17 protein-coding genes and 1 other RNA gene are annotated in these 25,094 nt (G+C 68.5%); 1 reads left to right on the top strand and 17 read right to left on the bottom strand.

The window, feature by feature from the left end; genetic code table 11:
• Positions 1 to 11: 11 nt before the first annotated feature.
• The 12 genes from IFSED24_RS02295 to IFSED24_RS02240 form a co-directional block, all read right to left on the bottom strand.
• Positions 12 to 842, bottom strand: a complete 831-nt coding sequence (locus IFSED24_RS02295; protein ID WP_491333612.1) for a purine-nucleoside phosphorylase — start codon at positions 840 to 842, stop codon at positions 12 to 14.
• A 148-nt stretch (positions 843 to 990) separates the two neighbouring features.
• Positions 991 to 1,794, bottom strand: a complete 804-nt coding sequence (locus IFSED24_RS02290; protein ID WP_491333611.1) for a DivIVA domain-containing protein — start codon at positions 1,792 to 1,794, stop codon at positions 991 to 993.
• Between the two features lie 111 nt (positions 1,795 to 1,905).
• Complete coding sequence (locus IFSED24_RS02285) at positions 1,906 to 2,619, bottom strand: YggS family pyridoxal phosphate-dependent enzyme (protein ID WP_491333610.1); 714 nt, start codon at positions 2,617 to 2,619, stop codon at positions 1,906 to 1,908.
• Between the two features lie 23 nt (positions 2,620 to 2,642).
• Positions 2,643 to 3,347, bottom strand: coding sequence for a hypothetical protein (locus tag IFSED24_RS02280; RefSeq protein WP_491333609.1), 705 nt, complete (start codon positions 3,345 to 3,347; stop codon positions 2,643 to 2,645).
• An 18-nt stretch (positions 3,348 to 3,365) separates the two neighbouring features.
• Complete coding sequence (fusA, locus tag IFSED24_RS02275; protein WP_491333608.1) at positions 3,366 to 5,453, bottom strand: elongation factor G; 2,088 nt, start codon at positions 5,451 to 5,453, stop codon at positions 3,366 to 3,368.
• A 139-nt stretch (positions 5,454 to 5,592) separates the two neighbouring features.
• Complete coding sequence (gene hydE / locus IFSED24_RS02270; protein ID WP_491333607.1) at positions 5,593 to 6,678, bottom strand: [FeFe] hydrogenase H-cluster radical SAM maturase HydE; 1,086 nt, start codon at positions 6,676 to 6,678, stop codon at positions 5,593 to 5,595.
• Between the two features lie 9 nt (positions 6,679 to 6,687).
• On the bottom strand, positions 6,688 to 7,884 hold the full coding sequence (gene kbl / locus IFSED24_RS02265) for a glycine C-acetyltransferase (RefSeq protein WP_491333606.1): 1,197 nt from the start codon (positions 7,882 to 7,884) through the stop codon (positions 6,688 to 6,690).
• 104 nt (positions 7,885 to 7,988) lie between these two features.
• A complete protein-coding gene (gene fba, locus IFSED24_RS02260) occupies positions 7,989 to 9,008 on the bottom strand; it encodes a class II fructose-bisphosphate aldolase (protein ID WP_491333605.1) in 1,020 nt (339 codons plus the stop codon).
• A 104-nt stretch (positions 9,009 to 9,112) separates the two neighbouring features.
• The gene (locus IFSED24_RS02255; protein ID WP_491333604.1) at positions 9,113 to 11,359 is read right to left on the bottom strand and encodes a cache domain-containing protein; all 2,247 of its coding nucleotides are present in this window, start codon (positions 11,357 to 11,359) and stop codon (positions 9,113 to 9,115) included.
• Positions 11,360 to 11,445: 86 nt separating this feature from the next.
• Positions 11,446 to 11,799, bottom strand: a transfer-messenger RNA (tmRNA) gene (gene ssrA, locus IFSED24_RS02250).
• Positions 11,800 to 11,944: 145 nt separating this feature from the next.
• Positions 11,945 to 13,306 (bottom strand): NADP-specific glutamate dehydrogenase, encoded by a 1,362-nt coding sequence (gene gdhA, locus IFSED24_RS02245; RefSeq protein WP_491333603.1) that lies wholly within the window; start codon positions 13,304 to 13,306, stop codon positions 11,945 to 11,947.
• A gap of 202 nt (positions 13,307 to 13,508) precedes the next feature.
• Positions 13,509 to 14,276, bottom strand: coding sequence for a sterol desaturase family protein (locus IFSED24_RS02240; RefSeq protein WP_491333602.1), 768 nt, complete (start codon positions 14,274 to 14,276; stop codon positions 13,509 to 13,511).
• An 80-nt stretch (positions 14,277 to 14,356) separates the two neighbouring features.
• Here IFSED24_RS02240 and IFSED24_RS02235 point away from each other — a divergent pair, with 80 nt between their 5' ends.
• A complete protein-coding gene (locus IFSED24_RS02235; protein ID WP_491333601.1) occupies positions 14,357 to 15,214 on the top strand; it encodes a metallophosphoesterase family protein in 858 nt (285 codons plus the stop codon).
• On the opposite strand, the gene IFSED24_RS02230 is transcribed toward IFSED24_RS02235, so the two are convergent.
• The 5 genes from IFSED24_RS02230 to ispF form a co-directional block, all read right to left on the bottom strand.
• The gene (locus tag IFSED24_RS02230; protein WP_491333600.1) at positions 15,192 to 18,368 is read right to left on the bottom strand and encodes a PEP/pyruvate-binding domain-containing protein; all 3,177 of its coding nucleotides are present in this window, start codon (positions 18,366 to 18,368) and stop codon (positions 15,192 to 15,194) included. The two genes, IFSED24_RS02235 and IFSED24_RS02230, sit on opposite strands and share 23 nt — an antisense overlap.
• On the bottom strand, positions 18,358 to 20,094 hold the full coding sequence (locus IFSED24_RS02225) for a PEP/pyruvate-binding domain-containing protein (protein WP_491333599.1): 1,737 nt from the start codon (positions 20,092 to 20,094) through the stop codon (positions 18,358 to 18,360). The genes IFSED24_RS02230 and IFSED24_RS02225 overlap by 11 nt, the downstream gene beginning before the upstream one ends.
• Positions 20,095 to 20,151: 57 nt before the next feature.
• Positions 20,152 to 21,441 carry a Glu/Leu/Phe/Val family dehydrogenase gene (locus tag IFSED24_RS02220; protein WP_491333598.1) on the bottom strand — a complete coding sequence of 430 codons (1,290 nt, stop codon included), beginning with the start codon at positions 21,439 to 21,441 and terminating at the stop codon, positions 20,152 to 20,154.
• An 89-nt stretch (positions 21,442 to 21,530) separates the two neighbouring features.
• Positions 21,531 to 24,527 (bottom strand): PEP/pyruvate-binding domain-containing protein, encoded by a 2,997-nt coding sequence (locus IFSED24_RS02215; RefSeq protein WP_491333597.1) that lies wholly within the window; start codon positions 24,525 to 24,527, stop codon positions 21,531 to 21,533.
• The gene (gene ispF / locus IFSED24_RS02210) at positions 24,524 to 25,012 is read right to left on the bottom strand and encodes a 2-C-methyl-D-erythritol 2,4-cyclodiphosphate synthase (RefSeq protein ID WP_491333596.1); all 489 of its coding nucleotides are present in this window, start codon (positions 25,010 to 25,012) and stop codon (positions 24,524 to 24,526) included. Before ispF ends, IFSED24_RS02215 begins: the two co-directional genes overlap by 4 nt.
• Between the last annotated feature and the right edge of the window lie 82 nt (positions 25,013 to 25,094).

The following is a 25,094-nucleotide window of genomic DNA, read 5'->3' as shown; positions in this document are numbered from 1 at the left end:
GGCGCGGCGTGCTAAGGGCGCGGCGCCTTCCGCAGGAATCCGGTGACGAGGGCCTCCAGCTTGGGCTGGGCCTCGTTCGCCGTCTTGAGAATGTCTTCGACCCGGGCCGGGTGCAGGTTGTCCGGCAGGCAGGCGTCGGTGATCACCGAGATGCCCAGGACCTTCAGGCCGCCGTGCACGGCCACCAGGTTCTCGGGCACGCTCGACATGCCCACCGTGTCGGCTCCCAGCAGGCGCAGGAAGCGGTACTCGGCGGCGGTCTCGAGATTGGGCCCCGCCACGGCCACGTAGACGAAGTGCCGCAGCGCCAGCCGCTGCTCCAGGGCGACCTCGTCGCAGAGCGCGATATAGCCGCGGTCGTAGGGCTCGCTCATGTCCGGGAAGCGCGGCCCCAGTCGCTCGTCGTTGGGCCCGATGAGCGGGTTGTCGCCCATGAAGTTGATGTGATCGACGATCACACCGATGTCGCCAGGGCGATGCTTGGGGTTCATGCCGCCCACGGCGTTGCTCATGATCAGCGAATGCGCGCCCAGCGCCTTCATCACGCGCACCGGCAGGGTGATCTCCTCCATGGAGTACCCCTCGTAGTAGTGCGTGCGCCCCTGCATCACGCAGACGGCCCGGCCTTCCAGGGTCCCCAGCACCAGGTTGCCATCGTGGCTGGTGGCGGTGGATTCCACGAAATGCGGCACCTCGCCGTAGGGGATGGACACCGGGTTCTCGATCCGGCCGGCCAGCTTGCCCAGACCCGTCCCCAGGATCAACCCGTATTCGGGGCGGATCGATGCGCGGGCGCCGATGAACTCGGCCGCTTCCTGGATGCGGGAGTAGAGATCGCTCAAGCCCAACCTCCGGAGCATGTTATGCGCATCCCGGCCTTGTGGGCCGGGCGATAGAGGGCATGGTAAATTAACACGCCGCCAGTCGCCAAAAAAGCAGAAAGAGCGGGAATCGGTCGATCCCCGCCCTTCCTGGTGTTGCGCGCGGCTGTCAGGAGCGGTGAGCCTCCTCGGCCGCCGGCGTCTGGTCCATCGGCTCGACCGTGGGCTTCAGGGTCTGCTCGGCGTCCTGGACCAGGCCCGCGACCTGATCGACCTCCGGACTCGCGTCCTGCGGTGCGGCTTCGGGCCTGACCTCGGGCCTGGACTCCGCCGCCGCGGCGGCGGACTTCTCGGCCTCGATGGCGTAGTCGCGCCACTGGTCGTTGGCGCTGTCGAGATGGGCGCTGGGCGCCGGGGCCGGACCGTACGCCACCGGCGGCGCGGTCGGCGTGTCCGATCCGGTCCTGCCGGACGCCTCGGGCAGCACGTCGATGTGGTCGAGCAAGCGTCCGTCGAAGTCCTTGAAATCGGTGCGATGCTGCTCGGTGAACTGGATCTGGGCCTCGGCCAGGCTGCGGAAGCGACCGAGGTAGGTCTCCTTCTCGCGGTGCACGGCCAGGGCCTCACGCCGCAGCTCGTCGAGCTGGGCCCGCCCCTCGGCCAGCACCTGCTGGACCCTGTTTCGCGCCTCCTGCAGCAGGACCTCGCCCTCCTTGCGCGCGGTCTCGCGCGCCTCCTGGGTGACCTTCTCGGCGGTCATCAGGGTGTCGCGCAGGGTCCGCTCGAGGTTCCGGTACTCGGAGAGCTTCTCGTCCTGCTCGAGGACGCGCTCGCGGAGCTGCTTGTTGTCCACCAGCACGGCCTCGTACTCGTCGGCGAGGGTGGTCAGGAAGGCCCGCACCTCATCGCTGTCGAAGCCCCGCATGCCGCGCTTGAATTCCTGCTTGCGAACGTCCAGGGGCGTGATCCTCATCTGTCTCTCCTTCAGGAGCGGCCAACCCGCGGGCGCGACCGGCCAGTTTTCGACCACCTGGGCCGAAGAATCGGTGTCTACCGGCTGAACGCATCAAGACCGGTGCCAGCGTCAGTCCGCACGCGGTCCGAACACCGCCGTCCCGACGCGCACCAGCGTGGACCCCTCGGCGATGGCCGCCTCGAAATCCCCGCTCATGCCCATGCTCAGCTCGGGGAGCGGCCGGCCACAGGCCCGGGCCGCCTCGTCTCGCAACTCGCGGACGGCGGCGAAGCTGCGCCGCAGTTCCGCCTCCGGCGCGCCGGCCCGGCCCATGGCCATCAGGCCGCGCAGGTCCAGGTGCGCCAGGTCCGCCACCGCACAGGCTAGAGCCTCCACCCCCCGGGGGGCAACCCCGTCTTTCTGCGGCTCCTCGGTGACGTTGACCTGCAGGAGCACCGGCTGGACCACGCCCAGCTCGCCAGCCTGACGGTCCAGCCGGCGGGCCAGGTCGGCCGAATGGACCCCGTGGATGAGGGTGAAGCGTCCGGCCGCACGGGCCGCCTTGTTGCGCTGCAGGTGGCCGATGAAGTGCCAGCGGACCGGTGGCGCGGGCGCCGGCATGGCCGCCGCGAGCTCGTCCTGGCGCAGCAGGGCATCCTGGATACGGTTCTCGCCCAGATCCCGCTGGCCGGCCGTCACCGCGGCCACGACCAGGTCCAGCGGGATGCGCTTGGTCACCGCCACCAGGCGGACCGCATCCTCGGCGCGGCCGGCACCGCGGCAGGCGGCGGCCAGGCGCTCGCGCAGTCGCGCCAGGTTGGCGGCCACATCGATGTCGGGCACGTTCGCCCCTCCAGTCGGCCCGGCTAGCGCCAGCGGAGCACCCGCGTCTCGGGATCCAGCTCGAGCGAGACGGTGGCCGGCTGCTCGCTGTCGTGCTCCTTGAGGATCTGGACGCGGATGTGGTCGCCCTGGGGCTGCAAGCTGAGGATCACCGCCAGGTTCTCCTCGTGCCAGGCCACCTCGCGCGGGATGCCGCGGTCGTCCAGCTCCTGACCCTCGCGGTGCAGGTTGCTGCCGGTCCAGATCTCGGCGTCCATCTCCCGGGCCAGGTCGCAGATGCCCTGGATCTCCCAGTCCTCGCTGTACTCGAAACGCGGGGTTCCGTCCATGATCACCATGTCGGGGCGGAAATCGGCGCCGTCGCGCAGGAAGGCGATGGACTGCCGCAGCTTCTCGAGCGTGAAAGTCTCGGGGTTGTAGACCAGGATGTGCCGGCCGCGCTCGACGTCGAGCTGTCGCTCGAGCATGCGGTCCAGGTGGAGCTGCTCGGCGTAGGCCTGCAGGACCTGGTCGTAATAGGCCTGCAGGCGCTCCACGGGCTCCTTGGTGGAGATGTGCAGCACCTTGCGCCCCTGCAGCAGATGGTCCAGGGCCAGGCCGATCAGGAAGCCGGTCTTGCCCACGCCGGTCCGCGACACCACGACCCCGAAGTTGCCGCGGCCCAGCCCACCACCCAGGGCCTTCTCCAGGACCCGCACCGGGCTCTTCTCGAAGACATTCATGCTCATGCTCCTGCTCCTGCCAGTCTAGTTGCCCTGGGACCGCTTTTCCAGGTAATCCTTGCGCAGCTGCTCGGCCGTGTCGGCCGGCGCCGGCGCATAGCGCGCGAACTCCATGGTGAACTCGGCCTTGCCCGCGGTGGCCGAGCGCAAGACGCTGGCATAGCCGAACATCTCGCCCAGGGGAACGTGGGCATCGATGCGCACGAAACCGGTGTCCTCGGTGGTACCGACGATGATGCCGCGCCGCTGCATGAGGGTCTTCAGAACCTCACCCTGCAACTCGCCCGGCCCCTCCACCGAGACCATCATCAGGGGCTCCAGCGCCACCGGATTGCCCTTGACGTAGGACTCCCGGAACGCCATGCGGCAGGCGGTGGCGAAGGCCATGTCCGACGAGTCCACCGCGTGGCTGTCGCCGTCCTCGAGGACCACCTTCAGGCCCTGGACCGGCGCCCCGATGAACGCGCCCTCCTCCATGCAGCTCGCGAAGCCCTTCTCGCAGGCGCCGATGTACTCGGTGGGGATGTTGCCGCCGACAACCGCGCTCTCGAAGTGGAACTCGCCATCCTCGCTGGGCTCGATGCGGCCGATGACCTTGGCGTACTGGCCCGAGCCGCCGGTCTGCTTGCGATGGATGTAGTTGAACGCCACCGCGCCGGTCATGGTCTCGCGGTAGGCCACCTTGGGCTGCCCCGTGGTGACCTCGGCGCCGAACTCGCGCTTCATCCGCTCGACGTAGACGTCGAGGTGCAGCTCACCCATGCCCCGGATCAGGGTATCGCCGGTCTCGGCGTCCACCGCGGTCCGGAAGGTGGGGTCCTCGCGGGTGAACCGATGCAACGCCTTGGACATCTTGGCCTGGGCCTTGCCGTCGCTGGGAATGATCGCCAGCGAGACCACCGGTTCGGGCACGTGCATGCTGGTCAGCGAGATCTGGCTGCCGGCGGTGAAGGTGTCGCCGCTGGCGCAATCGATGCCGAAGAGCGCGACGATGTCGCCGGCCGCCGCCGATTCGATGTCCTCCATCTGATCGGCGTGCATCCGGCCCAGGCGGCCCACCTTGACCTTCTTGCCGGTGCGCGTGTTGACGATGTCGCTGCCCTTGCGCACCTCGCCCTGGTAGAGACGGATGTAGGTGAGCTGGCCGTAGGGCCCGTCCTCCAGCTTGAACGCATGGGCGATGAGCTCGCCCGCGGGATCGTTGCTCAGGACGAAGCTGCGCTCCTCGCCGCCCCTGAGGATCTCGATGGCCTCGTTCTGGACCTCGGTGGGGTCGGGCAGGTAGCGGATCACCGCGTCGAGCAGCAGCTGGACGCCACGGTTCTTGTAGGCGCTGCCCAGGAAGACCGGGGTCAGCTCGTTGGCCAGCACGCCCTTGCGCACCGCGTCGTGGATCAGGTCCGCGGTCACGGCCTCCTCGAGGATGGCCTCGGTGAGGTCGTCGCTGAACATGCTCACGGCGTCGAGCATGACCTCGCGCCGGGCCTCGGCCTCCACGCGCAGCGGTTCGGGGATGTCGCCCCAGACCACGGTCTCGCCGTTGGGCCCCTCGAAATGCGCCGCCTGCATCCGCACCAGGTCGATGACGCCGTTGTGGGCGGCCTCGAGCCCGAGCGGCAGCTGCATCATCACCGCGTTGTGGCCGAGCTTCTCGCGCAGCTGGTCGGTGACGCGCATGGGGTTGGCGCCCGAGCGGTCGCACTTGTTGACGAAGGCCAGCCGCGGCACCTTGTACCGCTTCATCTGCCGGTCGACCGTGATCGACTGCGACTGCACCCCCGCCACCGAGCAGAGCACCAGCACCGCGCCGTCGAGCACCCGCAGCGCGCGTTCCACCTCGATGGTGAAGTCGACGTGCCCCGGGGTGTCGATGATGTTGATGTTGTGGCCGTCCCAGTCGCAGTTAGTGGCCGCGGACTGGATGGTGATCCCGCGCTCGCGCTCGAGGTCCATGGAGTCCATGGTGGCGCCCACGCCGTCCTTGCCCTTGACCTCGTGGATGGCACGGATACGGCCGGTGTAGAAGAGGATCCGCTCGGTCAGCGTGGTCTTGCCCGAATCGATGTGGGCGCTGATGCCGATGTTCCGGACCCTGGTGAGGTCGCTCGTCATGATCGTCGTCCCGGTTTCAGCCCATGAAAGAAGAGGTCGGCCGCAGCCAACCTCTGGTGTTGCGCACTGCTGTGGCGCGAAAGTCGGCGGGAAGGTAAGCGCAGGGGGCCCCGGCGGCAAGTTCCGAACCGAAAACTGGTCAACCGGCCGTCCGGCGCAGGTAGTGCGGACTGGTCCCCGGCTGCAGGTACCCGATGCGCTCGCCGATGGCTGCCACCGACCGCTCGAGCGCCCGGCAGCTCTCCTCTGAACCCTCGTCCAGTCCGGGCTTGCCGTCGTAGAGCTGGTAGCCGCGGCGGAACCGGGTGTCGGTGACGTTGGGCATGAGGATGTTGGCGCCCGCCAGCAACCCCCGCTCGCGGCCATCCTCGCCCAGGGCCTGCAGCGCGGTGGTGGCGGCGATGTTCACGTCGCGCAGCACAAGCCGCACGCAGGCGATCATCTTCAGGCCCAGCTCGAGCTGGCGCGCCCGGACCGCGGCGAAATCGCCGAGGCTTTCGGCCAGCGGCGTGTCGTGGTGCGGGATGAAGGGGCCCATGCCCACCATGTCCACGTCCTGGTCGCGCATGAACAGCACGTCGCGGGCCAGGTCCTCGGCGGTCTGGCCGGGCAGGCCGATCATCACGCCGGTGCCCACCTGATAGCCGCAGCGGCGCAGGCGGTCGAGGCAGGCCAGCCGCTGGTCGAAGCTCTGCTCGTCGGCGTGGATGGCGGCGAAGAGGTCGCGGTTGGTGGTCTCGACGCGCAGGAGGTAGCGGTGGGCGCCCGCCTCGCGCCAGCGCCGATACGTCTCCTCGCGCTGTTCGCCCAGCGAGAGGGTGACCCCCATGGCGCGGCCCGAGATCTCCTGCATGCCCCGGAGCAGGCGCTCGACGTAGGCGAGGAAGGCGGCGTCACTGCGCTCGCCGCCCTGCAGCACGGCCGAGCCGAAGCCCTGCTCCCAGGCCCAGCGGGCGGCGGCCAGCACCTCGTCCTCGTCGATGGTGTAGCGCTCGAGGCCGGGATTGCCCCGGCGGATCCCGCAGTACAGGCAGTCGCAGGCGCAGACGTTGGTGATCTCCATCAGTCCGCGCAGGTAGACCACCGGGCCGACCTCGGCCAGCTTGACCGCGTAGGCCGCTGCGTAGAGACGCTGCAGTTCGACCGGATCCTCCAGCGACAGCAGGGTCGTGAGGTCGGCCAGCTCCAGCCGCTTCCTGGCGAGGATGGTCTCCAGCGCGGTCATGCGCAGCTCCTAGATGGCCCCGTGCTGCCTGCCGACCTTGGCGAAGGCCGCGAGCAGCCGGTCGATGTGTTCGGGCGTGTGGGCCGCCGAGGCCTGCAAGCGGATCCGAGCCTGCCCGTTGGGCACCACGGGGAAGCTGAAGCCGATGCAGTAGATCCCCTCGGCGAGGAGGTCGCGCGAGACGTTCTGGGCCATGATGGCGTCGTTGTCGAACCGGCGGAAATGGACCGGCACGATGGGGTGGTCGCCGGGATCGATGTCGAAGCCCAGGTTGGTCAAGCCCTGGCGGATGGCCTTCTGGTTGGCGTCGAGGGTGCGCAGCGGCTCAGGGTCCTCGCGCAGGATCCGCAGGACCTCGAGCGAGGCGCCGCAGACCACCGGCGGGATCGAGTTGCTGAACAGGTAGGGGCGCGACTTCTGGCGCAGCCATTCGACGACCTCGCCCGGCCCGCAGGTGGCGCCGCCCAGGCCGCCGCCCAGGGCCTTGCCCAGGGTGGTGGTGATGATGTCCACCCGGCCCATGACCCCGAACTTCTCGTGGGTGCCGCGGCCGGTGGGGCCGGTGAAGCCGGTGGCGTGGCTCTCGTCCACCAGGACCAGCGCGTCGTAGCGATCGGCCAGGTCGCAGATGTCGGGCAGGTTGGCGAAGTCGCCGTCCATGGAGAAGACGCCGTCGGTGACGATCACGCGGTAGCGCGCCTCCTGGGCCTCGCGGAGCCGGTTCTCCAGCGACTCCATGTCGGCGTGGCGGTAGATGTAGCGGCGGGCCTTGCAGAGGCGGACCCCGTCGATGATCGAGGCGTGGTTGAGCTGGTCGGTGATGATGGCCGAGTACTCGCCCAGCAGCGGCTCGAACACCCCGCCGTTGGCGTCGAAGCAGGCGGCGTAGAGGATGGTGTCCTCCAGGCCCAGGAAGTCGGCCAGCTCGCGCTCGAGCTGGCGGTGCAGCTCGGTGGTGCCGCAGATGAAACGGACCGAGCTGAGTCCGTAGGCCCAGCGCGCCAGGGTCTCCTGCGCCGCCGCCACCACGCGCGGATCCGACGCCAGTCCCAGGTAGTTGTTGGCGCAGAAGTTCAGGACGGTGCGGCCGCCCACGGTGACCTCGGCGCCCTGGGGCCCCTGGAGGACCCGCTCATCCTTGTAGAGGCCCTGCTCGCGGATGGTGGCCAGTTCGCCCGCCAGCAGGTCCTTGATCGCTCCGTACACGCTGGTGCCTCCATGAGAGCGGCGGCCACCCCGAGGGCGACCGCCGGCTCCTGATCGGGTTTCGCACCCGCAATCTAATCACTGACCAGGCCGAAATGAAGCGCCTACTTGTAGCGGGCGGCCATGTCCACCAGGCTGATGCACTTGATCTTGTCGGCCCAGCCCGCCTGGCCGAAGGCGACCATGCGGTCCTCCACCACCACGGCCATGGCCTCGCGGGCGGGCTTCATGTAGTCGCGGGGGTCGAACTTGCCGGGCGTCTCGGCGAAGACCTTGCGGATGGCGCCGGTGATGGCCAGGCGGTTGTCGGTGTCGACATTGATCTTGCGCACGCCGTGCTTGATGCCGCGCTGGATGTTCTCCACCGGCACGCCGTAGGTCTCGGGCATGTCGCCGCCGAACTCGTTGATGATGTCCACCAGGTGCTTGGGCACCGAGCTCGACCCGTGCATCACCAGATGGCAGTTGGGCAGCTTGGCGTGGATCTTCTCGATCACGTCCATCTTCAGCACGTCGCCGGTGGGCTTCTTCTTGAACTTGTAGGCGCCGTGGCTCGTGCCGATGGCCACCGCGAGGGCGTCGCAGCCGGTGGCCGCGACGAACTCGCCGGCCTGGTCGGGGTCGGTCAGGTGGGCCAGCGCCTCGTCGCCCGTGAGGCCCGCGCCGTGGCCGTCCTCGATGCCGCCCAGGCAACCCAGTTCGGCCTCCACGGTGACCCCCAGGGTGTGCGCCACGTCGACCACCTTCCGGGTGACCTCGACGTTGTACTCGTAGCTCGCCGGCGTCTTGCCGTCGGCTTCCAGCGACCCGTCCATCATCACCGACGTGAAGCCCTGCTGGATCGCGCTGAAGCACGTGGCGGGGCTATTGCCGTGGTCCTGGTGCATGGCGATGGGGATCTGCGGGTTGAGTTCGGCGGCCGCGAGCATCAAATGCCGCAGGTAGTTGTCGTTGGAATAGGACCGGGCGCCGCGGCTGGCCTGGACGATGACCGGGCTGTTGGTCTTGGTGGCCGCCATCATGATGGCCTGGATCTGTTCCATGTTGTTGACGTTGAAGGCGCCCACGCCGTAGTCGTGTTCGGCGGCGTGGTCCAGCAGGATGCGCATGGGTACCAGTGGCATGACGATCTCCTCCACTTCTGGCTGCGAGGAAGGACGGAATTCTGCGCAAAAGCTACACCCGGCGCGGGGTTGCAGCCAATCGATATCTCGAAATACCGCGAACCTCAGGTCTGGAACACCGCCGCCAGCGCCTGGCTCAGCGCCGCCTGCCGGTAAGGCTTGGCGATGAAGCCCACGCCTTCGTGGCCCTGCAGGTCTTCGAGGGCGCCCTCGGGGTCGAAGCCCGAGGAGAAGACGACGCGCACGTCGGGATCGAGCTCGCGCAGTCGCACGAACGTCTCGCGTCCGCCGAGACGCGGCATCACCAGGTCCAGAAGCACCGCGACGATGGCGCTGTGCTGGCGCGTGTAGATCTCGATGGCCTCGAGACCGTCGCGGGCCATCAGCACGTCGTAACCCAGGGCACGCAGCTGGGCCCGAGCCATGCTGCGCACCAGCTCCTCGTCGTCCACCACCAGGACCAGGCCGTGGCCGCGGACCACCGCGGGCGCCGGGCCGTCGGTGAGGGTCAGGGCGCTCGTGTCCTGCGGCAGCAGGATGCGTACCGTGGTCCCCTCCCCCGGCTGGCTATCGATGCGGATCGTCCCCTGATGCTCCTTCACCGTGCCGTAGACCGTGGCCAGGCCCAGGCCCGTGCCCTGCCCCAGCGGCTTGGTGGTGTAGAACGGTTCGAAGACCTTGTCCTTGATGGCGACCGGCATGCCGGTGCCGGTATCGGCCACCGCCACCTCGATATAGCGCCCCGGCTCCAGGTCGGGCGGCAGGTCCATACCGGCCTGCTTGGTGAGGTCGACGTTGGCCGTGGTGAAGGTCAGGGTCCCGCCGTCCGGCATGGCGTCGCGGGCGTTGATGCCCAGGTTCAGGAAGGCGTTCTGCAGCAGGGTGGGGTCGCCGACGACCTTGTTGGCCTCGGCGGTGAAGCGGGTCTCGATCCGGATCTGGCGGTCGAGGCTGCGCTGCAGCAGACCGATGGCCTCGCGGATGGGCTCGTGGATGTCGAGCGGGGTGGACAGGGTCTTGCCCTTGCGCGAGAAGGTGAGCAGCTTCTCGGTGAGGTCGGCGGCGCGGCGCGAGCCGTTGATGATCATGGCGAGCTGCGGGCGGAGCGGCGAGTCGGCGGGCAGCTCCATCTCCAGGAGTTCGGCGCTGCCCATGATGGCGGCGAGCATGTTGTTGAAGTCGTGGGCCACGCCGCCGGCGAGCTGGCCGATCACCTCCATCTTCTGCACCTGGCGCAACTGCTCCTGCAGCGCATGCTCCTCGGTGACGTCGCGGAACACCAGCACCACGCCCACGATCCGGCCGTCGCGGTCGCGGATGGGCGCCCCGCTGTCGGCGATGCGCCGCCGCAGCCCCTCCCGCGTGACCAGCACCGTGTGGTTGGCGAGGGTGACCACCTCGCCGGTGGTCAGCACCTGGTCCACGGGACTGGGCACCACCTTGCCGGTGGTCTCGTCGACGATCTGGAAGATCTCGACCAGGCGCCGACCGGCCGCATCGTCCTGCGGATATCCGGTGAGTTCCTCGGCCACGGCGTTCATCTGCCGCACCCGGCCCGCGGTGTCGGTGGCGATCACCGCATCGCCGATGGACTGCAGCGTGATGCGCAGGTTCTCCTCGCTGTCGGCCAGCCGCGCGTGGGCCTCGGCCTCCCGCCGCTGCGAGCGCACCATGCGTACCGAAAGGATGAGCGCCAGGCCGCAGGCCAGGGTGGTCAGCACCAGGCCCGCCAGGATCAGCCGGCGGCGCAGGCTCGCCAGGTCCTGCTCCATATCATCGGTGTACACGCCGGTGCCCACGATCCAGCCCCAGGGCTCGAAGCGGTCGACGTAGGAGATCTTGTCGACCAGGCGCTGCAGATCGTCCTTCCAGTGCCAGCGGTACTCGAGGAAGCCGTCGCCGTCGGGGCTGACGGCCAGGTTCATCTGGTCGATGAGCACCTGCAGGTCCTCGCCATCGGGCCCCTTCACCACATGGGGGTCGGCCCCCTCGAGGTCCGGGCGGTAGGGATGCATGACGAAGCGGCCGTCGGGCCCGATGATCCAGAAATAGTCCTTGCCTTCCTCGCCGAAGCGGAGCGCGCGCAGCCTCATGATCGCGCGCTTCTGGGCCTCCTGGCGCGACATGAGTCCGGCCTGGACCTCGCTCTCGCGCGAGTCGAGGTTGCTGACCGCCGACTCCACGAGCCGGCGGCACAGGTCGCGCTTCTCGCCGAGATAGGTGCGTTCGAACAGCGGTACCAGCAGAACGAAGACGATGACCACCGACAGGAGCAACAGGACCAGGGCCGGCGCCAGGACGGGCAGGAAGGTGCGCAGGAACAGACCGGTTCCACGATTTGGCATCCGCATGCAGCCAGACCTCCGTGCCGACCCCTTCTCCACGGGCAAGGGTTAGCACAGAGCAGGCCGTTGCGTCATGCAGTTTCTCGATGGAGTGGTGGAGGCGGCGGGAATCGAACCCGCGTCCGTAACCGGTACCCCGTAGGCGTCTACATGCTTAGCCGTCTGTTGATCTCGCCCGCCGGAAGGTCAGTCGGCATACCAACCGGTGGGCCAGTCTCACTTAAATTTCGCCCTTTGCCAGAGACCTGCGACGGGCTAGTCATCGGATTACGTCGCCCCTGCGAGCCGAGCCGATGACACCCCAGCTCGCGGGACGAGCGGCTACTTAAGCCGCCAGTGCGAAGTTAGCTTCGTCACTTATTGGTTTTTCCACTGTTTAGCGGGATGAGTGGGATCCCGGCATGCAGCCCACGGTCCCCCGACCACGTCGAAGCCATGTCGCCCCCACCGTAGCGGTCGGACCGTCTGTCACAAGGTAGTCTACCCGACCGGCGAGTGCCAATTCACAAAAAAGGGGAAGCGGCCCCGGAGGACCGCTTCCCATGCCAGCGAACCGATGGTTCGTGAGGCCTACCAGTGACCCTGGTTTGCCTACCAGTGACCCTGGGCCATCATGGCGTCGGCGACCTTGAGGAAGCCGCCGATGTTGGCGCCGTTGACGTAGTTGCCGGGGGTCCCGAACTCCTCGGAGGCCTCGACGCACGTCTTGTGGATCGACTTCATGATGCCGGCCAGGCGCTGGTCGACCTCTTCGCGGGTCCAGCTCAGGCGCAGGCTGTTCTGGCTCATCTCCAGACCGGAGACGGCCACGCCACCGGCGTTGGCGGCCTTGCCCGGACCGTAGAGGATGCCCTTGTCCAGGAAGAGGTTCACGCCGTCGGGGGTGGTGGGCATGTTGGCGCCCTCGCTCACCACGTAGACGCCGTTGTTCAGCAGGTTCTGGGCGTCCTTGGCGTTGATCTCGTTCTGGGTGGCCGAGGGGTAGGCGCAGTCGGCCTTGTGGTTCCACAGCGGGTTGTGGTCGAGGCTGGGATCCGCGGGAGTGTACACCGCGCTGGAGAACTTCTCGGCGTACTCCTTGATGCGGCCGCGCTTGACGTTCTTGAGCTCCATGATGAAGGCCAGCTTCTCGCGATCGATGCCGGCCTCGTCGTAGATGTAGCCCGAGCTGTCGCTGGCGGTCAGCGGCTTGGCGCCCAGGTCGAGCAGCTTCTCGGTGGTGTACTGGTACACGTTGCCGGAGCCGGAGACCAGGGCGGTCTTGCCCTCGAGGGTCTCGCCGCGGGTGGCGAGCATCTCGGCGGAGAAGTAGACCGAGCCGTAGCCGGTGGCCTCGGGACGGATGAGGCTGCCGCCCCAGCCCAGGCCCTTGCCGGTCAGCACGCCGACGAACTCGTTCTTGATCTTCTTGTACTGGCCGAACAGGAAGCCGATCTCGCGGCCGCCGACGCCGATGTCACCGGCAGGCACGTCGGTGAACTGGCCGATGTGGCGGTTCAGCTCGGTCATGAAGGCCTGGCAGAAGGACATGACCTCGTTGTCGCTCTTGCCCTTGGGGTCGAAGTCGCTACCGCCCTTGCCACCGCCCATGGGCAGGGTGGTCAGGCTGTTCTTGAAGACCTGCTCGAAGGCCAGGAACTTGAGGATGCCGAGGTTCACCGAGGGGTGGAAGCGCAGGCCGCCCTTGTAGGGACCGATGGCGCTGTTCATCTCGATGCGGAAGCCGCGGTTGACGTGGATCTCGCCGCTGTCATCGACCCAGGGCACACGGAACATGATCACGCGCTCGGGCTCGACGATCCGCTCGAGGATCTTGGCAGTCCGGTACTCGGGACGCTTGTCCAGCACCGGCCACAGGGATTCGACAACTTCCTCGACGGCCTGATGGAACTCGGGCTGAGCCGCGTTCTTGGCCTTGACCTCGTCCATAAACTGAGCAACGTTCTGGGCCATTTTCGATTCTCCTTGTGTGGAGCACCTGAGAGCGATCACTGGCGCGCTGGCCAGTTTCCGTGCGTGCCGCAAAAGTAGGGCGCGTCCCCGTTAAAGCAAAAAAAAACGCCGCCCAGCACCGATTTCGCGGCGTTCCCGCCCTCGGATCCGGCAAATGACTAACTCTTAACAACTTCCAGGGCCAGCCGGACCGACCAGCCCATCACGAGCGCAGCCGGCCCGTGCCGAAGATCCAGTCCCAGAGAGGCACGCTCACACCGAAGCGGCTGTCCATGTCCTGGTAGTGATGCGCCAGGTGGTAGCGTTTCAGATACCGCAACCAGCCCGTCTTGAACGTCAGGTGGTGCCAGGCGTAGTGCCCCATGTCGTAGGCCAGATAGCCGAGCAGGAGGCCCGACATCACGGCCAGCGCCAGCGGCAGGGGCAACGCGAGACGCAGCAGACCGAAGAGCACGAGCGCGATGGCGACGCCCGCCAGGATCGGGAACACCAGCCGCGTCCCGTCCCAGGGGTCCTTGTGGTGGATCCCGTGGGCCAGGAAGTGCAGCTTGCGTTCGAATCCGTTCTGCGGCCGCTTGTGGAAGAGCACCCGGTGCAGGCCGTACTCCACCAGGGTCCAGACGAGGAACCCGCACAGGAAGGCGACGCCGGCCCGGTCGACGGGCAGCCCCAGCCCCAGCGCGGTCGCCAGGCACGCCACCACCACCGCGCCCCAGAGACCCAGCACCACCTGCCAGCGGATATGCGTCTGGGACTCGAGCCACGGGTTGGCGAAGATGGGGAACGAGCCGGGCCAGCGGGCGGCGGGCTGGGCCGCGGCGAGCTGGCGCGAGAAGCTCGGCGTCAGATGGATGTGGACCCAGTCCCAGTAGCGATCGCCGAGATCGTCGAGCTGGGCGAAGACGGGACGGGTGTAGTCGATCCCGAATTCATCGACATGGTTCGTCGCGGGAGCGCCGGGGCGATTCAAGGCGTGCCTCCTGGGGATCGGGAAGCTATCTTCGAGATCCGGAAACCGGAACAATATACCACCGCCACACGGGAACGAAAGTGCTCTGGTTCTTCACCTCCGACCTGCACGGCCAGCCCGGCCGCTACGCCGCCCTGTTCGCCGCCATCCGCGCCGAACGGCCGGCGGCGGTGCTGCTGGGGGGCGACCTCACGCCGCACCCCTGGGCCCCCGGCGAGGTCGACTTCTGGACCGGCTTCCTCCGGCCGCAGCTCGCCGCGCTGCGCGACCATCTGGGCGACCAGTATCCCGAGATCGTCGCCATTCCCGGCAACGACGATCCGCGCGCCCAGGAGGCCTCGTGGGTCGAGATGGAGCAGGCCGGACTCTGGCGCTACGCGCCGGGGCGCTGGGTCGAGGTCGGCGGCGTGCCGGTGCTGGGCTACCCCTGGGTTCCCCCCACGCCGTTCCTGCTCAAGGACTGGGAGCGCTACGACGTGAGCCGGTTCACCGATCCGGGCTGCGTCGCTCCCGAGGACGGCCGGCACAGCACGCCGGTGGAACGCCGCGAAGTGGTGCTTGCCACTATCGCCGGTGACCTGGAGCGGTTGACCGCGGAGCGCGATCCCGCGGCGGCGGTCCTGCTCTGCCACACCCCGCCGTACCAGACGGTCCTCGACCGCGCCGCCCTCGACGGACGCATGGTCGACCACGTCCCGCTCGACGTCCACGTGGGCAGCATCGCCCTGCGCCGTTTCCTTGAGCGCTGGCAGCCCGCCCTGAGCCTGCACGGCCATGTCCACGAATCGGCGCGGCTGACCGGCGCCTGGCGTCAGCAGCTGGGCCGGACCTGGTGCCTCTCGGCCTGCACCGACAGCCCCCGGCTCGGCCTGGTCAGCCTCGATCCCGCCGCGCCGGACCAGGCCCGTCGCCGGCTCATGGGCCCGCCTGCGGCCTGACGCTGCCACCGAGGGGCAACGGGCGCGCCGCGTCGGTCAGGGCGCCGATCTTGGCGGCCCAGCTCGTGCGGCGCTCGATGTCCTCGTCGGTCAAGAGGTGCACGTCGAGCAGTTCCTCGCGCCGCACGCCGGTCTCGAGGTAGTTCATCTCGGCAAGGCAGCGGCTCCAGCCGTCGAGCCAGGCCAGCAGCTCGGCGCGCTGCCGCGGATTGTGCCGCACGTGGATCAGCAGGTCGATGTCGCTGCCGGGACCGGCGGTGGCGTTCTTGGCCGAGCCGAAGACGTAGAGCGCGACCACGCCGAAGCGCTCGGCATCCAGTTCGGCGGCGATCTTCTCGGCCATGCGCAACCGCCAGAACCAGTACTGCTCCTGGGGCCGCTCGGCCTGGCCGCCCGGATGGACGGCCGGTTTTTCCACCGAACCGTCGGGCGCGGCCAGCATGCCCACCGCCCGTTCGAGATCGGCGTTGAGCAGCACCCGCAGGATGCGCCCGTCGCAGGAGCGCGGCACGTCCAGGACCCGCACGCAATCCGCCCGATGCGCGAACTCGGGCACCAGCTCGGCCAGCAGGTTGTCGCTCTCCGCGAAGAGGTCGGCCCGGAAGACCGTCTGGCCGTCCTCGGGATAGAGCGGCAGATAGCGGATCCGCGACTCCACCAGATCCTGGAAGAAGTGCGTGCCGAAGCTGAGGTCGGGCATGGACTTGCCCTTGCCGTAGGCGACCTCGACGAGCAGGGCGGTGTTGCAGATGTCGGCGTAGGTCACGTTGACGCCGAGCTTCAGATCCCCCCGGCTGCCCCAGCGCCCGGGACCCATGAGCGCGAACTGGCGCTTGGGCAGGATCTCGTTGAGCCGGCCGACCACCCGGCCGATCTCGCGCAGGCTCGCCTCGTCCGGCAGGGCGGCATAGGCGGCCGGATCGACGTACACCACGTGGGTCAGGTCGGGCACGTACCCGTTGGAGACGTGGCGACTGGAATCGAAGACCAGGCTCTCGGCGGCGATGTCCTGGGGAATGGGCGCGGGCGCCACGTCGAAGGCCTGGCTCTGGGGCCGGCATTGCAGCAGGTAGAAGTGCCGGCCGTCGTGGGCGAATTCCACGTCCACCGGCGTGTGCATCGCCTCCTCGAGCACCGCCAGCAACCGGCGCATGACCTCCAGGAACGGAGTGTCCTCCACCAGACCGTTGAACGTGGTGATCACGTCGGACTCCTCGGGGTCGAAGAGCAGCGGCACCGGCTTGCGCAGCATGTCGCGCGAGAGCACGGAGAATACTTGGTCGAGGCCGGGATAGTCGCCGCCGCAGGCGCGCAGCAGATCCTTGATGTCGACCGTCTCGAAACGGTTGGTCTCCAGGTCGAGGACGTCGGCCTTGCTCGCGCTGTAGCGTATCACCTCCTCGGTGATCACGTTGGCCCGCAACCGCGGCTGACCGGGAACCAGCAGCGTCGGGTAGTCCTCGCCGACCCGGTCGACCGCCCGGGTGCCCAGGCCCGGCACCAGGCGCACCAGGCCGTCCTCGCGCTGGATCCGCGGCGACCAGCGGAACTCGTTGCGGCTGAAGGCGACGCCGGCGTAGGCCGGCAGCCAGTAGCGGCCCACCCGCTGGCCCACCACCTCCTGGATGAGGATGCCCATCTGCTCGTCGAACTCGAGCAGGCCGCGGTCGCGCCGGTACTCGATGGGGTCGGGCGCGAGCAGCGAGGCGTAGATCTCGGCGATGGCGTCGAGCAGCGCGGCGAGCCGCTCCTCCTTGGTCCCCTGGTTGGCCAAAAAGAGGCTCTTGTACTTGCCCGAGAAGGCGGTGCCCAGCCGGTCCTCGAGGAGCGACGAGCTGCGGATCACCAGCGGCACCGGGCCCAGATCCTCCAGGGCCAGCGCCAGCTCCTTGACCAGTTCGGGCGGGAAGGTGGAGTTCTTGAAGAGCTGGATGATGTTGGGATATTCGCGCCGGATGGTGGCGATGTCCTTGAACTTCTGCTCCCAGACGTCCTCGAGGTCGTTGTAGCTGACGAAGTCGAGGACCGCGTCGGAGGGGACGAACCAGGTCCGGGGCACCTTCAGCGCGACCAGGTCCTCGTCGCCGCTGCGCTGGAGGATCCACTGGGCCAGGAGCAGACCCGCGGCCTTGCCGCCGAGCTTGCCGTGGGCGTCGGCCGACATCACCACGTGCTGCAGCACGTTGCGGAACTCGGCGATGGACGCCACGTCGCGGGCCACCTGGTTGAACTCGAGCTGCTCGGTCAAGAGCCGGTGGGTGAGCATGACCCGCAGGCTCTTCCGCGAACTCTCCGACAGGGTCAGGCCGTCCTGGAGGACGTGGTGCAGACGGTGCATGGCGTCGGCGATGTCGCCGATCGAGGAGCGCGGGTTGTTGATGACCTTGAACAGGAAGCTGGCCCGATCCTCCTGCATCCACTTCTGGATCTGGTCGAGGATCTCCGCGTCGGGCATGTGGGCCGACGCCAGCTCGAAGGGACGTTCGGGCGCAGTGAGGTCGTCCATCTCCATGCGCAGCACCGGGATGTTCTCGCGCGTGGAGTCCGGCGCCGGTTCCATGCGCTGCAGCAGCTTCTGGGCCTCGGCCAGGCCCATGGCGCAGAGATGGTTCAGCATCCGGCGCCCCACGCGCCGGGCCAGCTGCGGATCGGTGTCCTGCAGCATCTGCAGCACCACACGCCAGCCCGGCTCGCTGCGCGGCGCGTTCTCCTCGCTCATGGCGTCCATACGCTGCCAGAGCGCCTGCACGCGGCGGTAGAGCAGGAAGTGGCCGAGGCGGTCGGCGATGCTCCGCAGCAGGCGCTCCTCCTCGTGGAGGAACGGGCCATGCTCGGCCTGCGGCACCTCCTCCAGGTAGCAGACGAGCAACCGGCCGACCTGCTCTTCCTGGACCAGGATCGGGGCCGAGAGCTGCCAGTCGGTGTTGCGGAAGTCCGCGCCGTGGCAAGCCTGCCCGGCGAGTTCCACCGACGCGGCGCAGATGTCGACGTACTGCATGCCGGCGGGGATCACGTCGGCCACGGCCTGCATGGTCTCCGTGAGCGGCCGTTCCTCGTCGCTGAGGATGCCCTCGATCTCGTAGACACAGCTGAGTTCCTTGGCCCGCTCACGCAGTTCGTGGATCAAGGGGTTCGCATCGCGTTCAGGCGTCATGCAGCTTCACCACCCCACGACCGCCACGACCGTCGACCACCACCGTGCAGGGACGCGGCAGGCGGACGTGGCGGACCAGTTCGGACTCGGACTCGGCCGGGAGCGCCTCGAGACGCTCCCACGCGATGGCGTGGGTGCCGCGATGCGGCACCGACAGGTACAGGATACGCAAACCCACCAGGTTGTGGAAGAAATGCGATCCCTGGCTCAACTCGGGTTCGAGACCGGGCAGCGTGGCCTCGACGATGGCGCGGGCGCCCCCGATCTGGGACCAGGTGACCGGCACTCCCAGCCAGGGATCGCTGCTGCCCCAGCGCCCGAATCCGATGAGGAGGTACGGCCGGCCGGCCGCCACCAGGTCCCGGTTCACCGCGGCCAGTTCGTCGGCGATGCGCCGGGTATGCCGCGCCTCGAACGCCTGCGGCCGCAGGTAGACGCAGTCCTGCAGGTCCTCGCGCACCCCGTTGCCCATGACGTGCTCGCTGGCCAGCAGGACCTCGACGCCGGTGAGTTCCTCGGCTCCCAGCTCGACCGCGCCCTCGGCCACGGCCATGGGACGCATCTGGAGCAGGCCGAGCCGGGGTGCGGCGCCGGGCGCCAGAGTGACCGCGAACTCCAGCTCCACGGCCTGGCCGGCGCACGCCTCGGCGCGGGCCAGGACCCGGCGCAGGACGGTATTCAGCGGCGGCAGGCGGTGCTGCAGAATGGGCGCGAAATCCAGGAGCCGCGGCCCGGCGCCCTGGACGCCCGGGCGGAGGCGGCCCGACTGGGCATCGAAGGTGGAGACCAGCGGGCCGAGCACCCCGTCGTCCTCGGCCACGGCGAGGTCGGACTGGATCAGGAACTCGTCTTCCACCAGCGGATCGGGTCGCGCGGGGCCCGCCATGTTCACGGCCCAGAAGCGCGTCTGGCTGTTGCGCAGCAGGTCGGCCGGGCCGGCGGCCGGTGGCGGAGCGGTTGGCCGCCGCGGCACGTAGGTCCAGGTCAGGCCGCCGTCGACGATCTGCTTGCCCAGCCCCAGCGCCAGGTTGATCACCCCGTCTTCGGGACGGCCGCCGCCCAGCGGATACGGGTTCCACGAGCGCGCCACGCCGGCGATGTCGGGATAGAAACGTGCGCCGTGCCGGCGACCGAGCACCTCCTGCACCACCACGGCCATGGCCTCGGGCCGGTCGCTGAGACCCAGCGAGCGGCGGTAGTCACGAGCGCCGGCGAAGAACGTGGAGGCGTAGACGAACTTGATGGCGGTGTCGAGCTGGGCGAAGCGCTGGTCGGGGTCGAGGCGGCGGTTGGGGATCATCTTGGTGGCGTAGACCCCGGCGAAAGGGTGCGCCAGGGCGTCCTCGAGCAGGCTCGACGAGCGTACCGCCAGCGGCTGGTGGATGCCCTCGGTGAGCGAGCGCAGATCGCCGAGCCAGACCGCCGGCAGGTGGCCCTGCTGGAAGCGGGCCGCGATGCGGTGGTCGGACATTCCGTCCCAGTCCACCTGGCGCAGGCCGTTGAGGTCGAGGAACGACTCGAAGAGGTCGGTGGCGAGAACCGTCAGGCGGGGCACGTCCACGGTGAAGCCGGCGGCCTCGTCCGGGGTCAGCTGGCCGGCCACCTCGTCGCGGAGCTCGACCAGGCCGACGGCCTTGCCGCCGAGGGCGCCGTGGCCGATCTGCGAGGGCACGCCCGCCTCGGCCAGGAGACGGCGCCGATAAGGAGGAAGCTTGCTGGTCGCCAAGGGGCTACCTCCCGGGAAGGGGCCGGACCGGAGCCCGGCCCCGTTTCAGCCGCTGCGTCAGACCCAACCACGTTCGTGACAGGCCTCGGCCACCCGGTTGATGGCCACGACGTACGCCGCGTCGCGCATGTAGAGCTTGCGCTTGGCGGCGAGGTCGCTGATGGCCTGGTAGGCCGCGGTCATCTTGAGGTCGAGCTTGCCCAGGACCTCGTCCATCTCCCAGAAGTAGTTCATGTTGCACTGCACCTGTTCGAAGTAGCTGCAGGTCACCCCGCCGGCGTTGGCCAGGAAATCGGGGATCATGAACACGCCGCGCTCCTCGAGCACCGCGTCGGCGGCGGGAGTGGTGGGACCGTTGGCGCCCTCGGCGACGATCTTCACCCGGTCGCTGATCTTGCCGACGTTGTCGCCGGTGATCTGGTTCTCTAGCGCGGCGGGGATCAGGATGTCCACGTCCTGCTCGAGCCAGGCCTCGCCCTCGAGCACCTCGTACCCCAGCTCGCGGGCGCGCGCCTTGTCGATGCCGCCGAAGCGGTCGGCGATGGCGCGCAGTTCGGCCAGGTCGATACCGCTTTCGCGCTGGAACGAATAGGAGGTCTGATCCTCCTGGTCCCAGCACGAGACACAGACCACACGGCCGCCGAGCTGCTGGTACAGCTCGATGGCGTACTGGCTGACGTTGCCGAAGCCCTGGACGCTGGCGGTGGTGGCCTCGGGCGCCAGGTCGAGCTCGCGCAGCGCCTCGCGCAGGCAGTAGACCACGCCGTAACCCGTGGCCTGGGTGCGGCCCAGCGAACCGCCCATGCCCACCGGCTTGCCGGTGATCACGCCGGGGTAGTGGCCGCCGTGGATGGTCTCGTACTCGTCCATCATCCAGAGCATGTGCTGGGGGCTGGTCATGACGTCGGGCGCCGGGATGTCGGCCACCGGGCCGACGTTCTTGGCCATCTGCCGCATGTAGCCGCGGCAGATCGCCTCCTGCTCGCGCGGGCTCAGGTGGTGCGGATCGCAGATCACGCCGCCCTTGCCGCCGCCCAGCGGGATGTCGACCACGGCGCACTTCCAGGTCATCCACATCGAGAGTGCCCGGACGGTGTCGACGGTCTCTTGCGGGTGGAAACGGATGCCGCCCTTGGCGGGGCCGCGCGCATCGTTGTGCTGGATGCGGAAGCCCTGGAAGACCTTCACCTTCCCGTCGTCCATGCGCACGGGAATGGAGAAATGGAACTCGCGCAGCGGGCTGCGCAGGAGGTCGCGGGTGCCCCCATCCAGTCCGATCAGATCGGCGATCTTGTCGAACTGGGTGCGGGCCATCTCGAATGGATTGTAACTGGTGCTGGACGCCATGACGGCCCCCTTTCGGTTAAGGTCAGGCGAAACAACCGACCCCGGGACCGTCCCAGTCAAGCTAATCTATATATTTTGCCGGCGGTGGATTACGAATTATCTTTCTTGCTTGTGCCGGAATCAAACCGGACGATCCCCCGCCGACTCTTGCCGTCGATCAGGACCTCCAGCGTCCGGTCCAGCCGGACGTGGCGCACGAACTCCTCCCCGTTGCTCGTGGCCCGTTCATCCAGCAGCTCCCAGTGGCAGCGCGTGCGTGGCCGGCCGTGGTTCACCGTGAGATAGCCGACCTGGAAGCTGGTCAGGTTCTGGAAGAAGTGGGTCCCCTCGCTGGGGGTGACCTTGAAGTCGGGCAGGTCGGTCTCGACGATGACCTGGGCCCCGGAGATCTGCTCCCAGCGCACGGGAATGCCGAGCCAGCGGTCGCTGCTGCCCCAGCGGCCGGGGCCGATCAGCAGGTAAGGCCGGCCGGCGGTGCGCAGCTTGGTATTCATGGCCGCCACCTCGGCGGCGATGGCCACGGTCTGGCCGCGGTCGAAGTTGGCCGGTGGCACGTAGACGATGTCCGCGATCTCGTCGTAGCGGCCGTTGCCCAGGGCAATCTCGGTGGTGATCAGGGCGTCCTCGTCCGCCAGGTCCTCGGCGGTCAGGGTGGTGCTGGTGCTGGTCAGGGCCAGCGGCCTGATCTGCAGGAAGCCGAAGCGGTGCGGCAGGCCGGGCTCGGTGGCCAGGGTCACGGCCCACTCGATTTCGACCGGGGCGCTCATACAGTTGCGGCCGAGGTCGAGCAGGAACGCCATGATGTCGGCCAGCGGAAAGAGCCGGGACTTGAGCACGTGGGCGAAACTCACCAGCCGCGGCCCCGACCGGCTGATGCCGTCGTAGATCGCGCGGTTCTCCACCGAATATGTGCTGCCCACCGAAGCCAGGGTGCCGTGGCGCTCGGCGGCGGCGAGGTCCAGCGACACCATGTTGTAGTTCTCGTTGGCCTGGGGATAGGCGTCGGCCTGCGAGAGGTCGACCGCGAAGAACTCGCGCTGGCTGCCCTTGAGCCAGTCGTCGATGGTCCCGAACTGCGGCAGCTTGCCCGGGCTGCGCGGATTGAAGCGCAGCACGTTGCCGCCCTCGACCACCATGCGGCCCAGGCCCAGCGCGGCGCACACCACGCCGTCCTCGGAGCGCGTGCCCGGCGCGGGATAGAAATCCGTGGAGTGCCCCACGCCTGCGAAGTCGGGATAGACGTAGATCTCGTGCTTGCGCCCCACCACTTCCTGGAGCACCACCGCCATCTTCTCCTCCTCCACCCGGCTGCCCGAAGCCTCGAGGTAAGCGCGGGCGGAACGGTGGAAGACCGAGGCGTAGACCAGCTTGATGGCGTCGCAGAGCTGGTCCAGGCGCACGGTCATGTCGGGATGGCTGTTGGGCAGCATGTAGGTGGCGTAGACGCCCGCGAACGGCTGGAACTGGCTGTCCTCCAGCAGGCTCGAGGAACGCACCGCGATGGGATAGTGCACCGCCTCGAGGAAGGCGCGGAGATCCTCGATCACCCCGGCCGGCAGCTTCTGGTCGAGGAAGAGGCGCACCACCTCCTCGTCGGCGAGGTCGCCGCCGAGCACCCGTTCACGCAGGCCGTTCTGGTCGAGGAACGCGTCGAAGATGTCGGTGGAGACCACCGCGGTGGGCGGGACCTCGATGACCACGCCCTCGAAGCGGTCGGTGACAGCATAGCGGTTCAGGAGCGAGTTCATGAACGCCAGCCCCCGCGCCTTGCCGCCCAGCGAACCGTTGCCGATGCGCGTGAAGGCGGTGCTGGCATCGAAATGCTGGCGCTGGAAATCGGCGACCACGCCGCGCTGCGACTCGGTGCGGAAGCGTTGCAGGCTGGTGAGCAGCCAGTCCCGCAGGTCGTCCACCGAGTCGAAGTCATCGGCCTTGCGCGGGCGCAGCATGGCCGCCAGTGCGAACTCGGTGCGGGCGCGCATCCAGGTCGAGAAGTGATCATGGGTGGCGTGGTGGTAGATCGATTCGGCGGGCACCTCCTGCAGCTTCATCACCATGTCGCGCAGGTCGCGGGCGCGCGCCACCTCGCGGCCGTTGGGCAGGCGGAAGACGAAGTCGCCGAAGCCGAAGTTGATGGCCATGAAGCGGCGCAGATCCTGGAGCAGGCGCGGCGAGTTCTTGTTGATGAAGCCGGCGCCCACGGCCTCCGCCTCGCCCTGGAGGGCCTGGTTGGTCGACTGCAGCACGGTGGGCATGTGCGGGTCGGCGGCCTTGACCTGCTTGATGAACGACACCCCCGCGCTCTCCACCGATTCGCCCGCCCAGGGGAAGCGGCCGTCGGAGATCACCCCGAGCAGCGAGTTCTGGTACCGCTCGAACCAGCTCCAGGCCTCCTCGAAGGTGGTGGCGAGCAGGATCTTGGGCCGGGCGCGCATGCGCAGCAGACGGTGGCTGAGGTTGATGCCCTCGTCCATGAGGTTCTGGGTCTGCCGCACGATCTCGGTGTAGAGCATGGGCAGGTAGATCGAGTAGAAGCGGACCGAATCCTCGATGAGCAGGATGGTGCGCACGTCGCCGTAGCGTGTGTCGTGGGGCAGGTTGCGCTGGTCCTCCCAGCTCTTGATCCCCGCCAGCAGCAGGCGGACGTCGCCGTTCCAGAGGAAGACCCGGTTGATGTGGCCCGCCTCGCACTGGGTCTGCACGTGCTGCAGTTCGCGCGGGTTGAGCACCAACACGTAGACCGGCAGGTCGGGGGCGCGGTCCTTGACCTTGCAGGCCAGCTCGGCCGCCTGCAGGTCGCCGAGCCGGGACATGGTGATCACCAGGTCGAAGCGGCGCGCTTCGAGCAGCTCGATGGCCTCGCGGCCGCTGCTCGCCTTGGTGATTCGCGGCGCGAAGCTGAGGTTCAGCTCGCGGTACTCCGAGAGCAGCAGCTCGGTCAGGCGGCCGCCCTCCTCGAGGGTGAAGGCGTCGTACATCGAGGCGACCAGGAGGATCTCCTGGACACGGAAGGGCATGAGGTGCCCGAAACCGCTGAAGCGCTCCTCCGCGCCCTCGCGGAGCTGATTCCAGAAGGAGTCGTTCATGATGCCTCGGGGCGGGCCAGGAGCAGGGCCACCGCGTAGACCGTGAGCGATTCGCCGCGTCCCTCGGGCCCGAGCCCCTCGCCGCGGGTGGCCTTGACCGAGACCGCGTCGGGGGTCACCGCCAGCGCCGCGGCCAGATTGGCCGCCATGATGGGCTTGGCCTCGGCCAGGTGCGGCCGCTCGGTCATGACGGTGAGGTCGACGTTGCCCACCTGCCAGCCGGCGGCGTGGACCTTGGCGCAGGTCTGCCGCAGCAGATCCACGCTGTCGGCGCCGGCGTAACGGGGATCGGTGTCGGGGAAGTGGGTGCCGATGTCGCCGAGGCCGGCCGCGCCGAGGATGGCGTCGGCCACGGCGTGGCAGACGGCGTCGCCGTCGGAATGGCCGTGGGGGCCGACGGGGCACTCGGGGAAGTCCACCCCGCCGAGCACGCAGCGCTGGCCGGGAACGAGGCGATGGCGGTCGAGGCCGAAGCCGATGCGCATGGCAGGTCCTTTCGAGGCGGTCCGGTGCGACAGCTTAGTGCAAGGCGCGCACCGACGAAAGTCGCGAATGAAGATTCCCCGC

Source organism: Candidatus Latescibacter sp. IFSED24 (genome assembly GCF_058273205.1).
This window is presented reverse-complemented; position numbering and strand designations above follow the sequence as displayed.